Origin of the sequence: Labrenzia sp. OB1 (assembly GCF_001624695.1) — a bacterium.
Taxonomy (GTDB): domain Bacteria; phylum Pseudomonadota; class Alphaproteobacteria; order Rhizobiales; family Stappiaceae; genus Roseibium.
Genome location: NZ_JSEP01000001.1, coordinates 238,553 through 259,202, shown reverse-complemented (window position 1 = coordinate 259,202; position 20,650 = coordinate 238,553). Strand labels below are relative to the sequence as shown.

The window sequence follows — 20,650 nt, the reverse complement described above, 5'->3', positions numbered from 1 at the left end:
TGGTCAGCTCATCCAGTTGCCGCCGTCGACGTTGTAGGTCTGCGCCAGAATGTAATCGGCCTCACCCGACGCCAGGAACACGGCCATGCCGGTCAGGTCATCCGCGGTCGCCATCCGGCCGTAGGGCACGGCCGCGCCAACCTCGGCCTTCTTCTCTCCGGGCTTCAGACCCTCGTATCGGGCAAAAAGTGCGTCGACGCCGTCCCAGTGATCGCCATCCACGACACCCGGCGCGATGGCGTTGACGTTTATGCCGTGACGGATCAGGTCGAGTCCGGCGGACTGGGTAAGGCTGATAACGGCTGCCTTGGTGGCGCAATAGACTCCGACCAGAGCCTCGCCGCGACGGCCCGCCTGGCTGGCCATGTTGATGATCTTGCCGCCTTCGCCACGGCGGATCATGGACTTCGCGGCCGCCTGCATCATGAACAGCGTTCCGCCGACATTGATGTCGAACAGACGCTGATAGCTGTCTGTGGTGATGTCCACGATCGGCGCGAGGTCGAAGAGGGCGGCATTGTTGATCAGAATGTCGATGCCGCCGGTTTCCGCCTCGACCGCCGCGATGGCCGCGTCAATGGAGGACCGGCTGGTAACATCCAGTTCCACGGCCCAGGCGCCCGGGCCGATCTCGGCCGCGGCAGCTTCAGCGCCGGCAAGGTTGATGTCGCCGATCGCCACACTCGCGCCTTCCTGGACGTACCGCCGCGCAAACGCCTTGCCGATACCTCTGGCCGCACCGGTGATCAGCGCGGATTTGCCTTTCAGTCTCATGGAATCCTGAGATCCTGCTTGTCGAAGCGGTGGATCTTGCTGGCATCCGGTGTGAGGTAGACGTTATCTCCGTGACGCACACCGATTTCCCCGGTCGAGCGGACCGTGATCGGTTCGTCAACGCCGTCGATATCGACATAAAGAAATGTGTCGGAACCGAGATGCTCGGAGACCCCGACCCTGCCGGACCAGGTTCCCTCGCTGGAGGAGACCGAAATGTGTTCCGGCCGGACGCCGATGGTTGTGGCATCATATCCGGCGGCGTATTGACCGGTGAGAAAGTTCATCTTTGGTGAGCCGATGAAGCCGGCAACGAACTTGTTGCGCGGTGTGTGATAGAGGTCGAGCGGCGAGCCGACCTGTTCGATCAGACCGGCCTGCAGCACGACGATCTTGTCGGCCATGGTCATGGCCTCCACCTGGTCGTGGGTCACGTAGATCATGGTGGTCTTGAGTGTCTGATGCAGTTCGGAGATTTCCAGGCGCATGTTGACGCGCAAGGCCGCGTCGAGGTTCGACAGCGGTTCGTCGAACAGGAAAGCGGCCGGTTCACGCACGATCGCCCGGCCAATGGCGACGCGCTGGCGCTGGCCGCCGGAAAGCTGGCCGGGACGGCGGTCGAGATAATCGGTCAGGTTCAGCACCTTTGCCGCCGCATCCACCTTGGCGTTCTGGGCTTCCTTGTCGAGACCGGCCATGCGCAGCGGGAAGGCGATGTTCTTGCGTACCGACATGTGCGGGTACAGCGCGTAGGACTGAAACACCATGGCAAGGCCGCGTTTGGCCGGTGGAACCTCCGTGGCGTTCCTGCCGTCAATGGTGATGTCGCCGCTGGTGACATCCTCCAGACCCGCGATCAGGCGCAGCAGAGTGGACTTGCCGCAGCCGGACGGACCGACAAAGACAACAAACTCGCCATCGTCGATGCGCAGATCCAGGGGCGGGATGACCTGAACGTCGCCGAAACTCTTGGTAATCTGGTTGAGGGTTATCTGACCCATGATCTGGCTCCTATTTGACCGCGCCGAAGGTCAGTCCGCGCACAAGCTGTTTCTGGCTGAACCAGCCGAGAATGAGAATGGGAGCGATCGCCATGGTGGAGGCGGCGCTCAGCTTGGCGTAGAACAGACCTTCCGGGCTGGAATAGCTGGCAATGAATGCTGTCAGAGGAGCGGCTTTGGCCGCGGTCAGGTTCAAGGTCCAGAATGCCTCGTTCCAGGCCAGGATGATGTTCAGCAGCAAGGTGGATGCGATGCCGGGCACGGCCATTGGCGTGAGGATGTAGAGGATCTCCTCTTTCAGGGCGGCGCCGTCCATGCGCGCTGCCTCGAGAATTTCGCCGGGGATCTCCTTGAAATACGTGTACAGCATCCATACGATGATCGGCAGATTGATCAGCATGAGAACGATGGTCAGGCCGATACGGGTGTCGAGCAGCCCAAGCTCGATGAAGAGCAGATAGATAGGGTAGAGAACGCCGACGGCCGGCAGCATTTTTGTCGACAGCATCCAGAGCAGGATGTCCTTGGTGCGTTTGGAAGGCACGAAGGCCATCGACCAGGCCGCGGGCACCGCGATAATGATGCCTATGACGGTGGACCCGCCGGCAATGATCACCGAGTTCCAGAGAAACCGCATATAGTCCGATCGTTCCTGAACGACGGCGTAGTTCTCGAGTGTCCAGTCAAAGAAGAGAAACAGCGGCGGGTCGTTGATCGCCTGTGCCTCGGTCTTGAAACTGGTCAGGATCGTCCAGAGAATGGGAAAGAATATCAGCAGGCCGACACTCCACGCGACGAGCGTGTTGAGAGCCTTGCGGCGATTAGTGACTGCGCGGGCCATCGTCTCTTCTCCTCACGAGTCCAGATTTTTGCCGACAATGCGCATCAGGAAGATCGCGACAATGTTGGCAAGAATGATTGCGTACACACCACCCGCAGACCCCAGTCCGACATTCTGGCTTTCCAGAACGCGCTGGAAAATCAGGTAGGTCAGTGTCCGTGTGCCGAAGGATCCCTGCGTGGTCACGAAAATCTCGGCGAAGACCGCCAGCAGAAAGATCGTCTGGATCAGCACCACGATCGTGATGGCACGCGAGAGGTGCGGTAAAATGATGAAGCCGAAACGGGCGAGAGGTGGCGCGCCGTCCATCTCGGAAGCTTCCAGTTGCTCACTGTCGAGAGACTGGATCGCCGTCAGAAGGATCAGTGTCGCGAAGGGCAACCACTGCCAGGACACGATCAGGATGATCGAGAAGAGAGGGGCGTCGCTCAGCCATTCCACCGGCTGTGCGCCAAAGAACTTCCAGAGATGGGCGAAAAGACCGTTCACGGGATCCATGAACATGTTCTTCCAGACCAGAGCGGAGACCGTCGGCATGACGAAGAAGGGCGCGATCACGAGAATTCGGACGATGCCCTGTCCCCAAAGCGGCTGATCCAGCAGGATCGCGAGCAGCACTCCGAGCATGACGGTGATCACGAGCACGCCGCCGACAATGATGAGCGTCGTCTGAACGCTGGGCCAGAAGGCGCTGGAGGAGACGAAGCGGACGTAGTTGTCGAACCCGACCCATCCAAGGTCGCCGCCGCGCAGCGGCAGGAACTTCTTGAAGGAGAAGTAGAGGGTCATCGTCAGCGGGATGAGCATCCAGCCGAGCAGCAGGACAACGGCAGGCGCCATCATGATGCGGGCGGCGGAGCGGGAATGCTGGGTTGCCATGGGTCACACCTGATCTGACGACATGCCCTGCCGCCACTGATGGGTGAAAACTTTCCGAGAAGAAAAGGGAGGGCGGGGCGATGCCCGCCCTCCCGAGTGAGGGAGGAGTTCCCTAGTAGCCTGCGGCTTCCATTTCTTCGGCCGTCAAGGTCTGGGCCTTTGCCAGGGCTTCGTCGACCGTTTGCTGACCGGCCAGAGCGGCGGAGAATTCCTGACCGACCTGGGTTGCGATGCCTGCAAACTCGGGGATCGCGACGAACTGCACACCGATATAGGGAACCGGGTCAACAGTCGGATTGGTCGGATCGGCCGAGTTGATGCTGTCCAGGGTCATCTTGGCGAACGGAACCTTGGCATATTCCGGGTTTTCGTAAAGAGAGGTCCGTGTTCCCGGGGGAACATTCGCCCAGCCTTCCTTGGAGGCGACGAGCTCAAGATATTCCTTGGAAGTCGCCCATTCGATGAACTGTTTGGCGGCGGCTTCCTTCTGGGTGCCTGCCGGGATGGCGAGCGCCCATGCCCAGAGCCAGTTGCCGCGTTTGCCCAGACCGGTGTCCGGTGCGAGAGCAAATCCGACCTTGTCGGCGACTGTGGAATCGGCAGGGTTGGTCACGAAAGATGCCGCGACGGTGGCATCGATCCACATGCCGCACTTGCCCTGCTGGAACAGCGACAGGTTTTCGTTGAAGCCGTTGGTCGAGGCGCCCGGAGGACCCGCTTCGTTCAGCAGATCGATATAGAAGGAAAGGGTTTCCTTCCACTGGGGGCTGTCGAACTGGGGCTTCCAGTCCATGTCGAACCAGCGGGCCCCAAAAGCGTTGCCTGTTGCTGTCAGGAACGCCATGTTTTCGCCCCAGCCGGCCTTGCCGCGAAGGCAGATGCCGTAGATCTCGTTGTCCTTGTCGGTCATCTTGCGAGCCGCGTCTGCAACGAATTCCCAGGTCGGCGCGTCGGGCATTTCCAGCCCGGCCTTTTCCATCAGATCTGTGCGATACATGATCATGGAGCTTTCGCCGTAGAATGGCGCCGCGTAGAGCTTGCCGTCGAGGGACAGACCGCCGCGCATGGCGGGCAGGATGTCGTCGGTGTCGTAGCTTGCGGGCAGGTCATCGAGTGCGACGAGCCAGTCCTGCTTGCCCCAGATCGGCGTTTCGTACATGCCGATGGTCATGATGTCGAACTGGCCGCCCTTGGCGGCGATGTCTTGCGTAACACGCTGACGAAGAACGTTTTCTTCAAGCGTGACCCACTCGACATCGTGGCCGGTCTTGTCGGTGAAATCCTGCGTCAGACCCTGCATGCGGATCATGTCGCCGTTGTTCACGGTTGCGATGGTGAGTGTTTCTGCAGTCGCCGGAACACACAGTGCCGCGACCGCACATGCGCCGAGTAGCGCACGGGTATGAAATGCCATGATTATCCTCCCAAGCGAGATTGGGCATTTGCCATTCTTGCGAGCAAATAATCACAGCAATTACTGACGCGAGTCAAGGAGTGAGACGGGAAAAAAGCAAAAGGCTTTTTGCTGCATCGCAAAAAGCCTTTTTATTTCAGTAATTTAAAGTAGATGAGAAAATGCTCAGTACTTGAGCAATTGCTCAGATGTGAGCTCATTCGTGATCAGGCAGTTGACGAACCCGCCCGCGAGAGCGCCCAGAATTGCCGGTACCTTGAACTCGCCGGCGGCAACGCCGTAGACCCGTTTTTCTCCATTGGAGACAAGAGGGGCACTTGCCACAAGGTCGTTGGTGAGGCCGTTGATCAGGTTTCCTCTTCTGTCATAGACCCAACTGGTTATTTCGCCGATCGCTCCCGCCCGTTCCAGGGCGCGCATCTCGTCCAGGCCGACGAAGCCGTCAAGTGCAAGCGGAGCCGTCGGGCCCATGTTGCCGATCCCCACGAATGTCGCGTCTGCCTGGCGGATAAGATCCAATATGCTGTGAACAGCTTCCTGATTGTGCAGCAGGTTCAGCTCTTCGCGGGATCTGGCGAAGACAGGCAAAGGCATCGGATAGTGCCGGGCATTGATCCGGTCGGCCAGGCGAATGATGACGTTGTAGGCCGAAGCCGAGCCGTCCGACATCATGTTGCCCAACAGGGAGACGACGCGGTGCTGTGGACAGTCCATGGAAGGGATCTGGTCGACAGACGTTCTGAGGGTCCGGCCGGTTCCGAAGGCGATGATCTTGGGTTGCTGGGAACTGAAATGGCGTTCCATTTCGGCGGCCGCCGCCTGGGCGATGCCGACCGGGGAGGACGGTGCGTCCGGATCGCTCGGAACAACCTCGCAGCTCTGCAGCTTGAAACGGTCGATCATTCGCGCGCTGAGTTCCATGCACCGGGCAATTGGATGATCGAGCCGCACCTTGACCAGCCGTTCACTGACCGCCAGGGAGACCAGGCGCTGTGCGGATTGCCGAGACACGCCGAGTTTGCGGGCGATTTCATCCTGCGTATTGCCGGCTACGTAATACAGCCATCCCGCCCGGGCAGCGTCATCGAGACGGGAGGTCTCGGCAGTGTTTTTCTGTTTCATGTCAGCCGTCACCAAGTCTTGAATTTGGCCCAAGCTGATAGAATTCCCTGAAATATGCAAATGCCCAGAAGACTTCCGCAGCGGCTTCCGTGCAATTCATCCGGGAAACCGGTGTTGTGCCGCCAACATCAGGCGTCAGAAGGGGATGCGCTTGCAAGCTCAGATCCGCTTCAGGCTGACGATTGTTCGATGCGCATTGTTCCGGTCTGTTTGCACGAAGTCCCTGAAGGCATCGGTTTCAAGGGGCTTTGAGAGGAAATACCCTTGGCCGAAACGTATCTTCAAGTCCTTGATCTGCGACAGCTGGGACTTTGTTTCAATGCCTTCGGCAACGACATCGACATCAATCGACCGGGCGATCTCGACCATCGGGCCGACGAGAGAGGCGCGCATGGCCGGCAGTTTCCGGTCGAGTTCCTGAACAAACGACCGATCGATCTTGATGAGGTCGACGCGACTGTCCCTGACCTGGGAGATGTTGGAGTAGCCGGTACCGAAATCGTCGATGGCGATCAGGAAACCGCATCGTTCCAGGAATCTCTGGACTTTCTGCATATGGTCCGCGGAAAGTATGCCCGTTTCCAGAATTTCGAAGCACAGCCGGAATTTGCTCCGGGCAGCCCACTGGAGCGATTGGTTTGTGCTCAGCCGCTCCATATGGATGTCGTCGAGATCGCCGGGAAAGACATTCACCGAGACGTTCAGCTCCGGATGCTTGTCCAGGATCGGTTCCAGGTCCTTGAGCGCGCGGGCGAGCACTATTTCCGTGAAAGCCCAGGTCAATTGCTGCCGTTCGATTTCGGGAATGAATTCACAAGGCGAAAGCGGTCCGAACTCGTCTTCGTAGCGGGCCAGAACCTCGCATCCGGACAGCCGGTCCGAACGCAGATCGATGATCGGCTGGTAGACGCAGCGGATCTGGGCGCCGCCGGAGCGGATCGAACGCCGGATCCGGCCACCGACAGAACTGCGGTGCTGCAGGTGAGTACTCAGTTGAAGAAAAATGAGGACGGCCATGGCGCCGTTGACAAGATTGCCCGTGACCAGCAATGGCCATTCGCTGGTGACCAGCTCGCCCAGTTCCGCCTTCATGTAAAGGCAGATGATGCCGCTCTCGAGCTCGCAGGTGCGAAGGTAGAGGAGTGACATAAAGGGATTCCATCTCGACCATTGGTAGTCGTCAGAAATCCCGGGTTTGCCCATGACCGCCGTTTTCCTCCCGCTGTCGGGAGAGATTGCGGTAATCTCCCAGCCGCGATGATCCGGAAGACCGTCGGGCCATGTCGGATAGCTGATGATTGCGAGCGGGCCTTCCCGGAACAGCACAAGGTTCGCGGAAACGGGATAGTCAAGGCCTTCCGGGTCGAGCCAGACGAATCTTCCCTTCCTGGGCGTCGGCAGACCTGCCTCGGGTTTCAGCAGTACGGGCTGTTCCAGGTCGCCAAGCAGGGCCGTACACAGGATCGCGTTCGCGTCATCGTCGAGAGTGGCAATGTCGCGGATGGCGTCGTGATCGAAAAGGGAGCGGCGCATTTCTCGCTGCAACGTGTCGGAACACCCCTTGTTCGCCCGGTCCGCGAATTCCAGAAGCAGCTCATCGCGATGGTGAAATTCCAGGTTGATCTTCTGGATGACGGCACTCTTCTGATCGCTCAGAACAATGTGCAGCTGCGCGGCAGCGATCAACCAGACGGCGATGCCGCCGATCCCGAACACCGTCAACGCCACGGCCAACGGAACGACTGTATTTATCGACACTCTTGACCGCATTTGCGGGGCACCTTCCGGTTCCGTCCGGAGCACTGTATCCGATTTTATCTAACGCAACGTAAGAATTGTGCCAGATACAATCAGTCAGCGGGCGAGATATCCGCCGGTCGTTCGATCTCACCGTCAGATCTCGGGATCGACCATCTGGTGGCCTGGCCCCAGAATTTGGTCCCTGAGCCAAGGCCTCTTCCGCAAATGCCGGGAGCCCTGAAATTTCCAGGCAAATATATGTTTTACTTAATTTATCTGATCTCAACATTGGATCGGGGGCGGATGTAAACCAGTGTGGAAGGTAGAAATCAATCCACTTGTCTCAAATCCGGCCTGAGCCGATAGAACTCGTCGAAAGAAGTGAATACGCGCGCGGCTCCGGCGGAGGCGTCATTGGTATTCACAAGGTTTTTCAGGTGCGAGCCGCCGATGAACCGCCAGACCTGCATTCCGGCGGCAAGGCCGGCCTTCACACCGTTTTCGCTGTCCTCGATGACAAGGCAGTCCACCGGATCGATCCCCCGCTTTTCCGCCGCAAGCAGGAACAGGTCCGGGGCAGGCTTGCCATGCGTGACCTCGGAAGCTGTTGTCGTGCGGTCCGTGAACAGATCCTTCAGCCCGGTGATCTCGAGCGACTTCGCCAGCCTTGGCGGGCTGGAGCTGGTTGCCAGACAATAATCCGGTTTCAGCCGCTCGATCACCCCGCGTACTCCGGAGATCGGTTTCAGACCTTTCTCGAAGGCGTTGAGCAGGCTTGCTCGATAATGCGTCTCGAATTCCGGAGGCAGGTCGATCCCGAATTCCTTGCGGATCTGTTGCAGGACAACAGGGTAGCTGCGGCCGAGAAAATGATGGGCGACGTAATCCATGGTGATGTGCACGTCGCGGTTCGCAAGCTCGGCGACCAGCATGCGGGCGCTGATCACCTCGCTGTCGATCAGGACACCGTCGCAGTCGAAGATAACAAGTTGGACAGACTTTTGACCGGACATCGGAGACCTTCGGATTGCGGACTTCAAAAACTTCACCGTCAGGGTGTGTATCCGGTGAACGGCAGACAGAAAAGTCCGTTTGTACTCACCTGGTCGGTGGCGGAGAAGAGGCGCCTACTCCTATGAGTCTGACGGTTCGACGGCAGATGCCTGGCTTCTCGGGCTTCAGGTCGCTCTCATATTGCGCTGCGATATGGAGATTTGCTTTCAATTCGATTGCGTAAATTTATCGTTGAAGAGCCTTTTGGGGTTGCGTGCGCGTCAGTCAGCTTCGATACAACAACGTAAATGGAAGTAGCTTGCACAAAATACGAGATTTTTATGCCTAAAAAACACGCATGAATTATGAAATCTTCAGCGCAGTATATTTTAAATAAATCACGCGTACCTTGTTGCTTTTCGGAGTTTTATAAAGTTATTCTGTCTCATTTTTTTAATATTTTATATATTCACGTATTTATTTTAATTTTTTACTCTCTATTTTTCTGGAAAGGCAATCAACCACAACATGTAGTGCCGGGTGTACCAGTGTTTTTCGTTCAAATCTGGGCCTGCTGGCCGTGCGTTACGTATGCATTAATCCATAAATATATTATGCAGATAAATAACAATAAGTAAAATTACTTAGTTAACCATGACTGTGATGACTCTTAAAATTGGTGCAACGGTACTAAAGTAATTTCTGTAACTCTGATCTATAAAATTCTTAACAGATTATTAAACGGCATTCTAATTGAGTGTTTGGCTTGTTGGATACAGATAATGTTTCTGATCTTATTCAATAATAATTTAACGTAAAGTCATTCGCTTAGTATATATAGGAAGGGCGTCGTAATGTATTTCGGTGCTAGCAGATTTACTGAAGGTTTCAGCTTCGGTCGGTATTTCAAGGAGCGGCGCTCCCGAAGCGGCCGGGACTTTCCTTTCACGTTGGCTCAACGATTTGAATACCTTGTATTCAGCGTTTTTGTTTTGGATGTCGGCAATAGTAAAGTCGAAGTTTCTTTTACTTTCGACGATAGCGGGCGCCGTTGGGATGCGGATGATCTTATCGCGCAGGAGATCGCGACATTCTCGAGCTTCCGCGGCGATGCCTGTATTCCCGTATATTACGATTCATCCGTGCTGCAGTGCACAAGTTTCAAATCCTCCGGTTCGAGTTCGAAATCGATCCTGGAAACCGACCGGGCCGCCGTTCTGACGGTAGATCTCGGAAACGGCCTGCGTCTCTATCTGGCGGCGCATGTCCCCAGCGGGTTTTCGGAAATCCTGTTCCAGGGGGTTGTCGCCTATTTCGAGGATGTGGCTGGCGGCTTCCGAACCTATGGGGAGGAACTGGTCCACGGGCAGGGAAAGATCGATTTGGTGAGTGCCGAGTACTGGATCAAATTCATCAAGTACCCGGCGTTGGTGATCTACGGGCCGGGACACGTGCTCACGTGTAACCCGGCTGCGCGAAAGCTACTTGAAGGCTCGGTGGAATTTCATGTCACGGAGGGGCGGCTCGTCCTTCCGGACGAGCTGCAGGCCAGTATTTTTTCGTCCTCTGATGTTGTGAATTCGGTTGAGCCGCATGACGACGGATTTACCGGAACTGCCGGCTCCCGCGTTCCGCGGAGCGCAAACGGCGTCCAGTTCTTTGTGGAAAGGGTCCCGGACCTTTCAGGCGAGGACGAACGCTCGGATCCTGTCAGAGACTATTTCAGAAAAAGAATTGTCGTTGCCTCATCCATTTCGGTCATCGACGTGGATCCCTTGCTGATCAAGTCGATGACTGGAGTGACATTGCAGCAGGCAAGAATAATAAAGCATATAATTTCAGGTAAATCATTGCGAGAATCGTCAAAGTTGCTTGGTATTAGCTACAATACCGCAAGAAATCATATCGCGCTTGCGCAGCAAAGACTGGGAGTCAATTCACAAATCGAGCTTGTCAATATTGTTCAGGGTGCGATTTCAATCGCTCCTGATCATGAAAAGAAATAAGTACACCTCAGGAGCATAGGCGATGCTAAAGTATACCGTATATTCGCTGGCTGCGATGGCGACTATCGTGATGTTCTTCATCATCACGCTTCCCCTGTCCGTCGAAGTGCAGCTTTTCCTCGGGCTTTCCGTTCTGCTTGTCATGCATGTGGCGAAGGCTTTCCCGGGCACTCTGGGTCGGGTGATTTTCTTGTCGCTCGGCGGCATTCTGGTCGGAAGATACGTCTTCTGGCGTGTTACCCAGACAATTCCTCCCGTCGAAAACTTTTATGATTTTGTTCCCGGCGTCGTTCTTCTGGCTGCGGAGCTCTTCTGCATTCTCATGTTCTTCCTTTCCGCGCTCATCGTGTCCGACCGGTACGAGCGACCGCGCCAGGTTCAAGCGACGGATGAGGACGCTCCGACAGTGGACGTCTTCATACCGAGCTACAACGAGGACCCGGGTCTGGTTGCCTGCACGATTGCGGCAGCCATGAGCATGGATTATCCCCAGCACAAGTTCCGGGTGTTTCTTCTCGATGACGGCGCGACCGGGCAGAAGCTGAACTCGCCGGACCGCTCTGTCGCCCGGGCGGCATATTCCCGGCGCGAGGCGATGCAGCGCATCTGCGAGGATCTGGGCGCGACGTATCTTGCCCGCGATCGCAACGAGCATGCCAAGGCCGGAAACCTGAATTACGGACTTTCCAAGTCCGTCGGCGATCTGGTTGTCGTCTTCGACGCTGATCATGCGCCGTCACGCGAATTCCTGCGCGAAACGGTTGCCTATTTCCGCGACCCAAAATTGTTCCTCGTGCAAACGCCGCATTTCTTCCTCAACCCGGATCCGGTCGAACGCAATCTGCGCACCTTCGACGTCATGCCGTCGGAAAACGACATGTTCTACGGCATGATCCAGAAGGGGCTCGACAAGTGGGATGCGACCTTCTTCTGCGGATCGGGCGCCGTATTGCGCCGCGCCGCACTCAATGAAGTCAGCGGCTTTTCGGGTGTTTCCATCACCGAGGACTGTGAAACGGCTCTGGAGCTGCATTCACGCGGCTGGAAGAGTGCGTATGTCGACCGCCCGATGATTGCCGGGCTTCAGCCGGAAACGATCGCCTCGTTCATCGGCCAGCGTTCCCGCTGGTGCCGCGGCATGATGCAGATCCTGCTGCTGAAGAGTCCGCTCTTCAAACCGGGACTGAATTTCATGCAGCGAGTCGCGTATATGTCCAGCGCCATGTTCTGGCTGTTTCCGTTCCCGCGCCTGGTATTCATGCTGGCGCCGATGCTCTTCATCCTGTTTAACATGAAGATCTATATCGCCTCGCCGCAGGAATTCCTCGCCTACACGATGACCTATATCCTGGCGGTCATTTCGATCCAGTCCGGTCTCTACGGCAAGCTGAGATGGCCATGGATTTCCGAGCTTTACGAGTACATTCAGTCGATCTTCCTGTTTCCCGCGATCATTTCCGTCCTTCTCAATCCGAGGGCACCTAAATTCAATGTGACGTCCAAGGGGGAAACCCTGGAGGAAGAGCAGCTTTCCGTCCTTGCCTGGCCGTATATCCTGCTCTTCGCCGTCATGTTGTTCGTCACCGGCGTGTTGATCTGGCGCATCGAACACGATCCGGGCCAGAGCGTTCTGCTGACCGTCGTCGGCGTCTGGCAGGTGTTCAACCTTCTGATTTCGGGAGCTGCTCTCGGCGCGGTCCTGGAACGCAAGGAGGTCCGGACGGCACCGCGCATACTGACCAACAGAACCGCCGTCCTGCAGCTTCACAATGAATCCATTCCGGTCGTGCTGAGGGAAGCCAACACCAACGGCGTCCTCATGCAGCTGGAGAAGCTTCCCGAGGGTGGTAACATTCTCGGCGATACCGGCCTGCTCAAATTCACGCCTTCCCAAAAGGGACAAGGCGGTGCGCTCAAGGAAAGCCGGGAACTGATGCCTGAACATGCTGTCCGGGTTCGCATCGCTTCGCAGCGTGCAGGTGCAACCGGTTTGATGCTGGGGGCGGGTTATGCGGACAGTGTCGCCAATTGTGCGATGGCCTCAGGTGACCTGATTTACTCCGACCTGACCATTCCCAAGGCGTTGCACAACCGTAAACTCTCCGGGTCGTCGGTCCTGTCGGGAAGCCTGCGCATCGCACGCTGGGCATTGAGCGCGGGGGTCCGTATTCCGATACTGGCCGTCCTGTCTCTCCTGAGATCCGGGCTGCGCCGCAAGCCTGCGCCGACCGCGCAGGAACTGCCTGAAACCCTGCTGACGCCTGCAGAGTGAGACATGTCATGAAACACCATATGTTTGCAGTAAAAACCATGCCTTTGGTAAAGGCCGCCCTGTTGGCAACCGCGATGATGATTCCGGCGCTGCCCGCAGGCGCACAGGAGGTGGATCTGTCCATCCTCGAACCGCAGGCGGTCCGCCCGATGGCGATCCGCCGCCTGTCGGCGACCACTGATCAATTGCGCCTGGAAGGCGAAATGGCTGAAAGGACCATGGCCATCTACGCGCCGCGCGACGAAGTGCTCAAGTACAGGAAGCTGCAGGTCGACTACCTGACCGCAGTCTCCGCCGCCCCGGAGAGTTCCAATCTGGCGGTCTTCGTGAATGGTCAGGTGATCGGGGCAATGGAACTGAAGGCGGGTGAGCAGAACACCCTCCGCAGCTTCGACCTGCCGCCCGGGCTGCTTGTCGAAGGCTTCAACGAAATCCGTTTTCTGGCCCAGCACCGGCACAGGGTCGATTGCACGATTCCGGCCACTTATGAACTGTGGACGGCACTTAATCCGGCCAATACCGGCCTGGTGTTCGATCCGGGGCCGGGCAGTCAACCGCAGGTGCTGAGCGATCTCGACATCCTCAGGTCGATCCCGACCAATGAAAACGGTGCGACGAATATCCAACTAGTCCAGATCGGCAGCACCGCCATCGGCAATATCGACCGTGCCCTGGCTGTTGCGCAGTCCATTGCGGTGTTCGGCAAATATCAGAATCCTGATGTCAGAATTCAGGGCCGTCCCGGGACAAGTGCCGGTCTCGACATCATCCTGGGAACAAGGTCTGAACTTTCCCAGGCTGGTTATGTCATCGGCAGCTCCCGCTCGGACATACCGGGCCTGGCGCTGGTGCGAACGCCTGTGACGGGCCGGATTGCCCTGATCATCTCGGCCGACAACCGTTTGGCGCTGGATCAGATGATCGAAACACTGGCCTCCCGTCTTGCAGCGCTTCCCGTCACCGGATCGAGAGCGGGCGTGGCGGCATTCGCGAACAAGTTCGGACGGAAGGTCGATACCGGAAGGGCCATCACTCTTTCCCAGCTCGGTGTCACCAGCAAGCGTTTTGACGGGCGTTTGCTGCACCAGGATTTCTCGCTCAACCTGCCGAATGATTTCTTCGTCGGGGATTATGGCAAGGCGACCCTGGGTCTCAATGTCGACGCGCTTGGAGATCTTTCGAAAGCCAACAAACTGCAGGTATTCGCAAACGGAGCGGCGCTTGCTTCCGCCGATCTGACGCGAACCGGCATAAGCTCGCGCAATCCGCTCAACATTCCGCTCGGTGGGTTTTCGCCGGGCTACAACGAAGTCAGGATCGAAGTTTCCGCGCTCACCGATGGCGATGCCGTGTGTAACGTGGCGGAGCAGGTTTCCGGTGACAGGCTTTATCTGAGTGCCCAGAATTCGGCCATCGAGTTCGATACTTTCGCGCGGATGCGGGTGACGCCGAATGTCGCGGTCAAGAATCTGCTGGCATCTGCGCCTTCAGACACAAGGCCGACCCTTGTTCAGGTTCCGGCGGATGATCCGGCAAGTCTCGAGACGGCGGTCCAGCTGGTCGTGGCTTCAGCCGCTCTCAACCAGGAAGTCCGTCCGGTGTCCCTTGTTCTGTCCTCGGCGCCGGTCGGCACCCGGCCGGGTCTGATCGTGGCTCCGGTCGACAGGTTGTCCGGAGCCGCGAAGGAAGCCTATCTGGAAACGATCAACCAGGGGCGCCGGGCCCGCAGCGGCGGCATTACGGGGCTGCTCGGCCTCGATGCGATCAGCGAAGGCGATGACAGCCTTTGGGCCGACATGCGCCGTTATGCCGGATCGCTGTGGCGGAGCATGGGCTTCAGGCTCAGCCCGGGTGCGAACCCGGGACAGGAATTCCACCTGGAACAACAAGACGTGCTGTTCGCGCAACGGACCACCAGTCTTTCTCCGGACGAACGCTGGGTGGCTTTCATGGGAGCCCCGGTAAAACAGGACGCCTGGACGGTGGTGACCGGTCTTGGCAGCGAAGACATCAAGACCGGCGTAAGCGCGCTCCTGGAGAAGAACCGTCTGTCCTGGCTGAACGGCGACACCTCGCTCTACAMGGCGTCCACGGGTCAGGTCGTGTCGGAGCGGTTCTCCGAGCCCGACTACTTCGCGACGGTGGCCAATCCATCCGACTGGCGCAACACGCGGCTGGTGGTTGCCGGTGTGATTTCGCACAACATGCTCTCCTTCGTTCTGTTCATGGCGGCATTCTGCGTTTCGCTCGGGTTCGTCTATTTCATTGCGCTCAAGAAGTCGGGCCGGTGAGATGGCAAAGATGCTTTGCGCGGCGGTGATTGTCTCCATGATGGCGGCCGGCGGGGTCTTCCCCGCCGTGGCTACCGAGGTTATCGGCCAAAGCGCCCGCGACAACGAAGCTGTTTCGCTCTGGCTGAAGTCGGCGTGGCGCGAATACGCGAAGAGGTTCGTGACGGCTGATGGTGCCGTCATCGACGATGGCAATCAGGGGATCAGCCACAGCGAAAGCCAGGGCTACGGGATGGTTCTGGCGGTTGCCGTCGATGATCGCGAGCTTTTCGAGCGCATTCGGGATTACACGTTCGAAACCCTGCAGGTTCGCAAGGACCACCTTTTCGCATGGAAAGTTGAGCATACAGACAAGGGACCGAATGTCGCCGATACCAACAATGCGACTGATGGGGATCTTCTGATCGCCTGGGGGCTTGTCGAAGCCTACAAGAGCTGGGGCGAGAACGAGAATTTGAGTTCGGCCAGGCTTGTGCTGAAAGACATTGCGGAAAAGCTTGTCCGTGACACCGGCTTCGGCCCCGTCCTGCTGCCTGGCGAAATCGGGTTCAGCTCCGGGAAAGGGCAGGAATTCACGCTGAATCCTTCCTACTGGGTCTATCCCGCCCTTGAGGCGGTTGCCCGTTTCGATACATCCGCCAATTGGGAGGAAATCGCTGTGGTCGGCGAGGAAGTGCTCGACCTTTCGCAGCGCGCCCCCAGCTATCTGCCGCCCGACTGGGTCGATGTGTCGGGGATAAAACTTGATCCGGCGGAAAAGTTTCCGCTGGAATTTGGTTACAATGCAATCCGCATCCCTCTTTATCTGGCTCTTTCGACAAATGCGTACCGGGAGAAAAAGGTCGCGGACTTCGCTGCCCTGAAGGGCTTTGACGCGCCCGGAGGCCCCTACGTGGTGCATGTCGTTTCCGGGGAGACGCAAAGCGTCATGGGGGGCAAGGGTTTTGCGGCCGTTGCGGCACTGACCCGCTGTATGGACACGTCCGAGCCCTTTCCTCCCGAACTGCTGCGCGTCGGCGCAGACCCCTACTATTCATCGACTTTACAGATTTTCACTGTTTTGGCTTTAGCTGAGAGGTATCCACAATGCTTATCTCAAGAAGGATAATCACCGCCGTTGGCCTGGTGCTTGCTGGAAGCGCTGCGCAGGCGCAGACCGCACCCTGGGACACCGTCCCGTTGCAAACCAGCAATTCACCCTTCGTCCTGTCGCTTCCGGGAAGCGCGGAAACACCCCCGCCGGTCCAGAAGGCCGAACCTTTCGCGCTTGGATCGGCCGGGTTCGTGCAACCGGCGAATGTACAGGTCGTGGCTCCCGCCAGACCCCTGGTGGATGAATCTGCCCTGCGTTACTACGCACATAATGGTGAAATTGGCCGAGTTTCGGCAGAAATCAACCGGTTGAAGAGCCTGCACCCGGACTGGGAACCGCCGGAGGACATATTCGACTCCAACAAGACCGCGGTGAACGAGCAGCCTTTGTGGGACCTGTTCGCGGCCGGCAAGTCCCAGGAACTCTACGCAAAGATCCGGGAATTCATCAAACTGTATCCCGGTTATGCTCCTACCGGTGAATTGCGGCGACAGATCATGAACGCGGAAGCCCGCAAAACCGTCCTCAGAGCATCGGAGGTCGGAAACTACCCCGATGTGGTCAAGACGGTGGCGAAGAACCCGACGCTGCTGGTTTGCCAGGAGATGGACATGATCTGGCGGACGGCTGAAGCCCTGTACAAGACAGGACGCGAGGCGGAAGCCTTTGCCGCTTACCAGTATATTCTGGCCAATTGCTCCAATCCGGACGAGCGCGTCGCCACTGTGCAAAAGGCCGCGGAAATTCTACCGCGTCAGGCCGTTGAAAAACTGGTCACGTTCGGCCGGACCGGGATCGACGGGCAATCGGAATTCAACGATATCTTCCTGAATATCGTGCGCGGCGAAGTCGGAAAGGCGGCAGCCGACGAAATGCTGCTTGTCGAGCGGGCCGATCTGGAAACTCTCACGCGGTCAGCGAAACTGCAGCAAAATCCAGGCGATGCGGAACTTCTCGGCTGGTACTACTATTCCCGCCAGGACTATGAACAAGCTGCGGAATGGTTCAATGCCTCGCTTAAACTCAGGCCTTCAGTAAAAGCGATAGAGGGGATCGTTATCTCACTGAAGGGGGCGGGCGCTTACGAAGAGGCAGAAAACCTCGCCTACGAGAACCGCCGCAAAGATCCACTCATCCTCAAGGCTTATCTGGAGGTGATGTCGATCCAGATCCTGGACGATCTCGATCGGGAGCTCGATTTCAAACGCCTGTCCAGATTCGCCAACTCCATCGAGGAAGCAGAGTCCGCCAACGGGGCGCAAGTTCTGGGCTGGCATTTCTACGAGCTCTACGATTTTGATGAAGCCGAAACCTGGTTTGACAAATCCATGAAGTTTCATCCCAACGAAGCCGCTGTTGTAGGTCTCATTCTGGTTGCCCAGCGCAACAAGCAGACAAAGCGCCAGAACCAGCTCATCGCTGACTGGTCGGGGGATTTCCCGGCTGTAGAGGCCCTTAATCGCGTACGGAGGGCGTCTGCAAGCTCAACGCAGAAGAGGTCGAGCGGTGGGAGTAAAAGTTATTCGAACTCCTCACTGGCTTCAGCCCGTAATGCCTTCAATTCCGGCAACTACAAGGAGGCGGTCGCTCTGCTGGAGCGCAACGCCCTGCGTGGCCGTGAAACCCGCACTTCACAGCTGCTGCGAGGGTGGGCGCTTTTCAACAGCGGCAGAAGCAAGGAAGCGCACAAGATCTTTGCCGCGGCGGATGCCCAGCGCTCTACCAAGGAGACCCGCCAGGGCAAATGGTTCTCCGAAAAGGCCATGTACAAGTACCAGTAACGGCGGCTGAAATGCCGTCGGCGCGAACCAAAGCCGGGCTCTGTTGTTGCTCTCCCCGTGGTTCCAATCCGGTACCGGGAGGATCTACAGAGCCCGGTTTTTTTCGGAATCGAGTGTTCCGAAGTTGCCGGTATCAATCCTGCCTCTCAGGCGCTCATGCCGCCGTCGGCCATGAGCATCGTACCGGTGGTGAAACTGCTGTCGTCGCTGGCGAGATACAGTACCGACCGTGCGACTTCCGTCACTGTTCCGTGACGGCCCAGGGGGATCATGTCGTTGAACATTTTCGTTCCATCGATGCCAAGCGTCTCGCCGATACCGTCTTCCACCGCTTGCTGGAACGAATTGTCGAGCGGGCCGGGATGGATCGTGTTGACGCGAATGCCTCTTGGGGCCAGCTCCTTCGACAGGCAGCGCATGAGGCCGACCTGGGCGTGTTTGGCGGTGATATAGCCGTAGACGCCAGGGTCGCCGCGTGTGCCCGCCACACTGGATGTGATGATCATGCTGCCACCGTCGCGCATGGCGGGCGCGGCGTATTTCGCGGTCAGGAAGGCACCGGTGACATGCACATTCAGGACGCTTTGAAACACTTCAAGCGGGTAGTCGGCGATCGGTTTCACCTCGCCGAAATTTCCGGCGTTGGAAAACACGATGTCAATGTCTCCGAAGAAGCCTTGCGCGGTTTCGACGACGGTTGCCATTTCCGGCTCTGATGTGACATCCGCGGTCAGGAACAACACCCGATCGGGCGGCAAAGCCTCCGATGCCCTGTCGAGAGAGACACGGTCGCGGTCCATGAGGACCACGCGCGCGCCTTCTTCGACGAAGAGCCGGGCCGTCGCCAGGCCCAGGCTTCCCGCACCGCCGGTAATCAGGGCGGTCTTGTTTTCCAGTTTCATCTGCAGTTTCCGCGATAGGAGTGTTGCGATCTGTCCTGCGATCAGATCGGGTAATGGACAGGCCCATCCTGAATGGTGATCCAGCGCAGTTCGGTGAATTCCGCAATACCGGCCTTGCCTCCGAAGCGGCCGTAACCGCTGTCCTTGACGCCGCCGAACGGCATTTGCGCCTCGTCGTGGACGGTCGGCCCGTTGATGTGGCAGATGCCGGATTCTATCCGGCGGGCAACGCGCATGGCGCGGTTGATGTCCTTGCTGAAAACGGCAGAGGACAGACCGTATTCGGTATCGTTCGCCACCCGCACGGCTTCGTCCTCGCCGGAGACGCGCACGATGATCGCAACCGGACCGAAACTCTCCTCGTTGTAGATGCGCATGGACGGGGTCACACGGTCGAGCAGTGTGGCATCCATGACGGCGCCGTCCGCGCCGCCGCCGGTGATCAGGACGGCGCCCTTGCTGACGGCGTCCTTGACCAATTCCTGGATCCGATCCGCGGCACGCACATCGACCACGGCTCCAAGCGGCGTTTCACCTTTTCTCGGATCGCCCGCCTTGAGCGACTTCACCTTGGTGGCGAGTTTGCCGATGAAGGTATCGGCGATGGCGTCATCGACAATGATGCGTTCCGTCGACATGCAGATCTGACCCTGGTTCATATAGGCGCCGAAGGCGGCTGCGGAAACGGCCGCATCCAGATCGGCATCGTCCAGAACGAGCAGTGGCGCCTTGCCGCCAAGTTCCAGTAGGGCGGGTTTCAGGTTCCGGCCGCACATTTCCGCGATGACCCGTCCCACGCGGGTGGAGCCGGTGAAGTTCACCCTGCGGACCGCCGGGTGGGAAATCATCGTCTCGACGATTTCCGGTGCGTCCTCGGGGGCGTTGGAGATCGCGTTCAGGACCCCGGCCGGAATGCCGCCCTCGCGCAAGGCATCGACGATCAGCCGGTGGGTGCGCGGGCAGATTTCCGAGGTTTTCATCACCACCGTGTTGCCACAGGCAAGCGGCGTGGCGAGAGACCGTACGCCGAGAATAACCGGGGCATTCCATGGCGCGAGGGAGAGGACGACACCGACCGGCTGGCGCACGCCCATGGCCAGGCTGCCGCCACGGTTTGAAGGAATGATTTCTCCGCTTATCTGGGTGGTCAGGGCAGCGGCTTCACGCAGCATGTCGGACGCCAGGTGAACATTGAACCGTGCCCAGCCTTCCGTCGCGCCGATTTCGTCGGCCATCGCGGCAACGAAATCGTCCGCGCGCGCTTCCAGTGCGGCCGTTGCTGCCAGGAGCAGTTTCCTGCGCGGGCCGGGGCCCATGTCGGCCCACTCGGGAAAGGCGGCAGCAGCGGCGTCACAGGCCTGCCGGGCGTCTTCCTTCGTTGCGGCGGCGACGCGGCTTGCGACTTCGCCGGTGATGGGGTTGAGGCGTTCAAACACCCCGCCGTCGGCGGCTTGCGTGTCTTCGGGGCCGATCAATAGTCCGAGTGTATCCATGTCAGTCATCCCAGTTGTAATTTTTGTTTTTCACAAAGTTCGTTCGGC

The 20,650-nt window shown here is 58.2% G+C and carries 15 protein-coding genes; 5 read left to right on the top strand and 10 right to left on the bottom strand.

All coding sequences use genetic code 11. The features are described 5' to 3' along the window. Positions 1 to 3: 3 nt before the first annotated feature. The 8 genes from OA90_RS01150 to OA90_RS01115 all read right to left on the bottom strand — a co-directional run bounded on the left by OA90_RS01150 (position 4) and on the right by OA90_RS01115 (position 8,784). On the bottom strand, positions 4 to 774 hold the full coding sequence (locus OA90_RS01150) for an L-iditol 2-dehydrogenase (RefSeq protein WP_068405838.1): 771 nt from the start codon (positions 772 to 774) through the stop codon (positions 4 to 6). After that, positions 771 to 1,775: an ABC transporter ATP-binding protein gene (locus OA90_RS01145; RefSeq protein ID WP_068405835.1), complete on the bottom strand. Its 1,005-nt coding sequence runs from the start codon at positions 1,773 to 1,775 to the stop codon at positions 771 to 773. Before OA90_RS01145 ends, OA90_RS01150 begins: the two co-directional genes overlap by 4 nt. 10 nt (positions 1,776 to 1,785) lie before the next feature. Continuing rightward, positions 1,786 to 2,616, bottom strand: a complete 831-nt coding sequence (locus OA90_RS01140) for a carbohydrate ABC transporter permease (RefSeq protein WP_068405831.1) — start codon at positions 2,614 to 2,616, stop codon at positions 1,786 to 1,788. A 12-nt stretch (positions 2,617 to 2,628) separates the two neighbouring features. Then, positions 2,629 to 3,495: a sugar ABC transporter permease gene (locus OA90_RS01135; RefSeq protein WP_068405828.1), complete on the bottom strand. Its 867-nt coding sequence runs from the start codon at positions 3,493 to 3,495 to the stop codon at positions 2,629 to 2,631. Between the two features lie 112 nt (positions 3,496 to 3,607). Further along, entirely contained in the window at positions 3,608 to 4,909 is a 1,302-nt protein-coding gene (locus OA90_RS01130) for a sugar ABC transporter substrate-binding protein (protein ID WP_068405825.1), read from the bottom strand. Between the two features lie 165 nt (positions 4,910 to 5,074). Then, positions 5,075 to 6,031, bottom strand: coding sequence for a sugar-binding transcriptional regulator (locus OA90_RS01125; protein ID WP_068405823.1), 957 nt, complete (start codon positions 6,029 to 6,031; stop codon positions 5,075 to 5,077). A gap of 159 nt (positions 6,032 to 6,190) precedes the next feature. After that, positions 6,191 to 7,789: an EAL domain-containing protein gene (locus tag OA90_RS01120; protein ID WP_199823553.1), complete on the bottom strand. Its 1,599-nt coding sequence runs from the start codon at positions 7,787 to 7,789 to the stop codon at positions 6,191 to 6,193. Between the two features lie 311 nt (positions 7,790 to 8,100). After that, positions 8,101 to 8,784 (bottom strand): HAD family hydrolase, encoded by a 684-nt coding sequence (locus OA90_RS01115; RefSeq protein ID WP_068405817.1) that lies wholly within the window; start codon positions 8,782 to 8,784, stop codon positions 8,101 to 8,103. Between the two features lie 834 nt (positions 8,785 to 9,618). Here OA90_RS01115 and OA90_RS01110 point away from each other — a divergent pair. Genes OA90_RS01110 through OA90_RS01090 form a run of 5 tightly spaced genes read left to right on the top strand, consistent with a single transcriptional unit; the run spans position 9,619 to position 18,207 of the window. Next, positions 9,619 to 10,770 (top strand): helix-turn-helix transcriptional regulator, encoded by a 1,152-nt coding sequence (locus OA90_RS01110; RefSeq protein ID WP_068405814.1) that lies wholly within the window; start codon positions 9,619 to 9,621, stop codon positions 10,768 to 10,770. A gap of 22 nt (positions 10,771 to 10,792) precedes the next feature. Continuing rightward, on the top strand, positions 10,793 to 13,042 hold the full coding sequence (gene bcsA / locus OA90_RS01105; RefSeq protein ID WP_068405811.1) for a UDP-forming cellulose synthase catalytic subunit: 2,250 nt from the start codon (positions 10,793 to 10,795) through the stop codon (positions 13,040 to 13,042). A 20-nt stretch (positions 13,043 to 13,062) separates the two neighbouring features. Beyond that, positions 13,063 to 15,333 (top strand): cellulose biosynthesis cyclic di-GMP-binding regulatory protein BcsB, encoded by a 2,271-nt coding sequence (locus OA90_RS01100; protein ID WP_068405808.1) that lies wholly within the window; start codon positions 13,063 to 13,065, stop codon positions 15,331 to 15,333. A 1-nt stretch (position 15,334) separates the two neighbouring features. Next, complete coding sequence (locus OA90_RS01095; RefSeq protein WP_068405805.1) at positions 15,335 to 16,441, top strand: glycosyl hydrolase family 8; 1,107 nt, start codon at positions 15,335 to 15,337, stop codon at positions 16,439 to 16,441. Next, positions 16,420 to 18,207: a tetratricopeptide repeat protein gene (locus OA90_RS01090; protein WP_068405802.1), complete on the top strand. Its 1,788-nt coding sequence runs from the start codon at positions 16,420 to 16,422 to the stop codon at positions 18,205 to 18,207. Before OA90_RS01095 ends, OA90_RS01090 begins: the two co-directional genes overlap by 22 nt. Before the next feature lie 146 nt (positions 18,208 to 18,353). On the opposite strand, the gene OA90_RS01085 is transcribed toward OA90_RS01090, so the two are convergent. Beyond that, positions 18,354 to 19,109 carry an SDR family NAD(P)-dependent oxidoreductase gene (locus OA90_RS01085; RefSeq protein ID WP_068405799.1) on the bottom strand — a complete coding sequence of 252 codons (756 nt, stop codon included), beginning with the start codon at positions 19,107 to 19,109 and terminating at the stop codon, positions 18,354 to 18,356. 41 nt (positions 19,110 to 19,150) lie between these two features. Continuing rightward, positions 19,151 to 20,602, bottom strand: a complete 1,452-nt coding sequence (locus tag OA90_RS01080) for an aldehyde dehydrogenase (RefSeq protein ID WP_068405796.1) — start codon at positions 20,600 to 20,602, stop codon at positions 19,151 to 19,153. Positions 20,603 to 20,650 lie beyond the last annotated feature (48 nt).

What these genes read in the sequence shown, in the direction of transcription:
- bcsA (WP_068405811.1), top strand. Translation starts at nt 10,793, where the DNA reads ATGCTAAAGTATACCGTATATTCGCTGGCTGCGATGGCGACTATCGTG.
- OA90_RS01150 (WP_068405838.1), bottom strand. Translation starts at nt 774, where the DNA reads ATGAGACTGAAAGGCAAATCCGCGCTGATCACCGGTGCGGCCAGAGGT.
- OA90_RS01145 (WP_068405835.1), bottom strand. Translation starts at nt 1,775, where the DNA reads ATGGGTCAGATAACCCTCAACCAGATTACCAAGAGTTTCGGCGACGTT.
- OA90_RS01090 (WP_068405802.1), top strand. Translation starts at nt 16,420, where the DNA reads ATGCTTATCTCAAGAAGGATAATCACCGCCGTTGGCCTGGTGCTTGCT.
- OA90_RS01095 (WP_068405805.1), top strand. Translation starts at nt 15,335, where the DNA reads ATGGCAAAGATGCTTTGCGCGGCGGTGATTGTCTCCATGATGGCGGCC.
- OA90_RS01130 (WP_068405825.1), bottom strand. Translation starts at nt 4,909, where the DNA reads ATGGCATTTCATACCCGTGCGCTACTCGGCGCATGTGCGGTCGCGGCA.
- OA90_RS01140 (WP_068405831.1), bottom strand. Translation starts at nt 2,616, where the DNA reads ATGGCCCGCGCAGTCACTAATCGCCGCAAGGCTCTCAACACGCTCGTC.
- OA90_RS01110 (WP_068405814.1), top strand. Translation starts at nt 9,619, where the DNA reads ATGTATTTCGGTGCTAGCAGATTTACTGAAGGTTTCAGCTTCGGTCGG.
- OA90_RS01085 (WP_068405799.1), bottom strand. Translation starts at nt 19,109, where the DNA reads ATGAAACTGGAAAACAAGACCGCCCTGATTACCGGCGGTGCGGGAAGC.
- OA90_RS01125 (WP_068405823.1), bottom strand. Translation starts at nt 6,031, where the DNA reads ATGAAACAGAAAAACACTGCCGAGACCTCCCGTCTCGATGACGCTGCC.
- OA90_RS01115 (WP_068405817.1), bottom strand. Translation starts at nt 8,784, where the DNA reads ATGTCCGGTCAAAAGTCTGTCCAACTTGTTATCTTCGACTGCGACGGT.
- OA90_RS01080 (WP_068405796.1), bottom strand. Translation starts at nt 20,602, where the DNA reads ATGGATACACTCGGACTATTGATCGGCCCCGAAGACACGCAAGCCGCC.
- OA90_RS01135 (WP_068405828.1), bottom strand. Translation starts at nt 3,495, where the DNA reads ATGGCAACCCAGCATTCCCGCTCCGCCGCCCGCATCATGATGGCGCCT.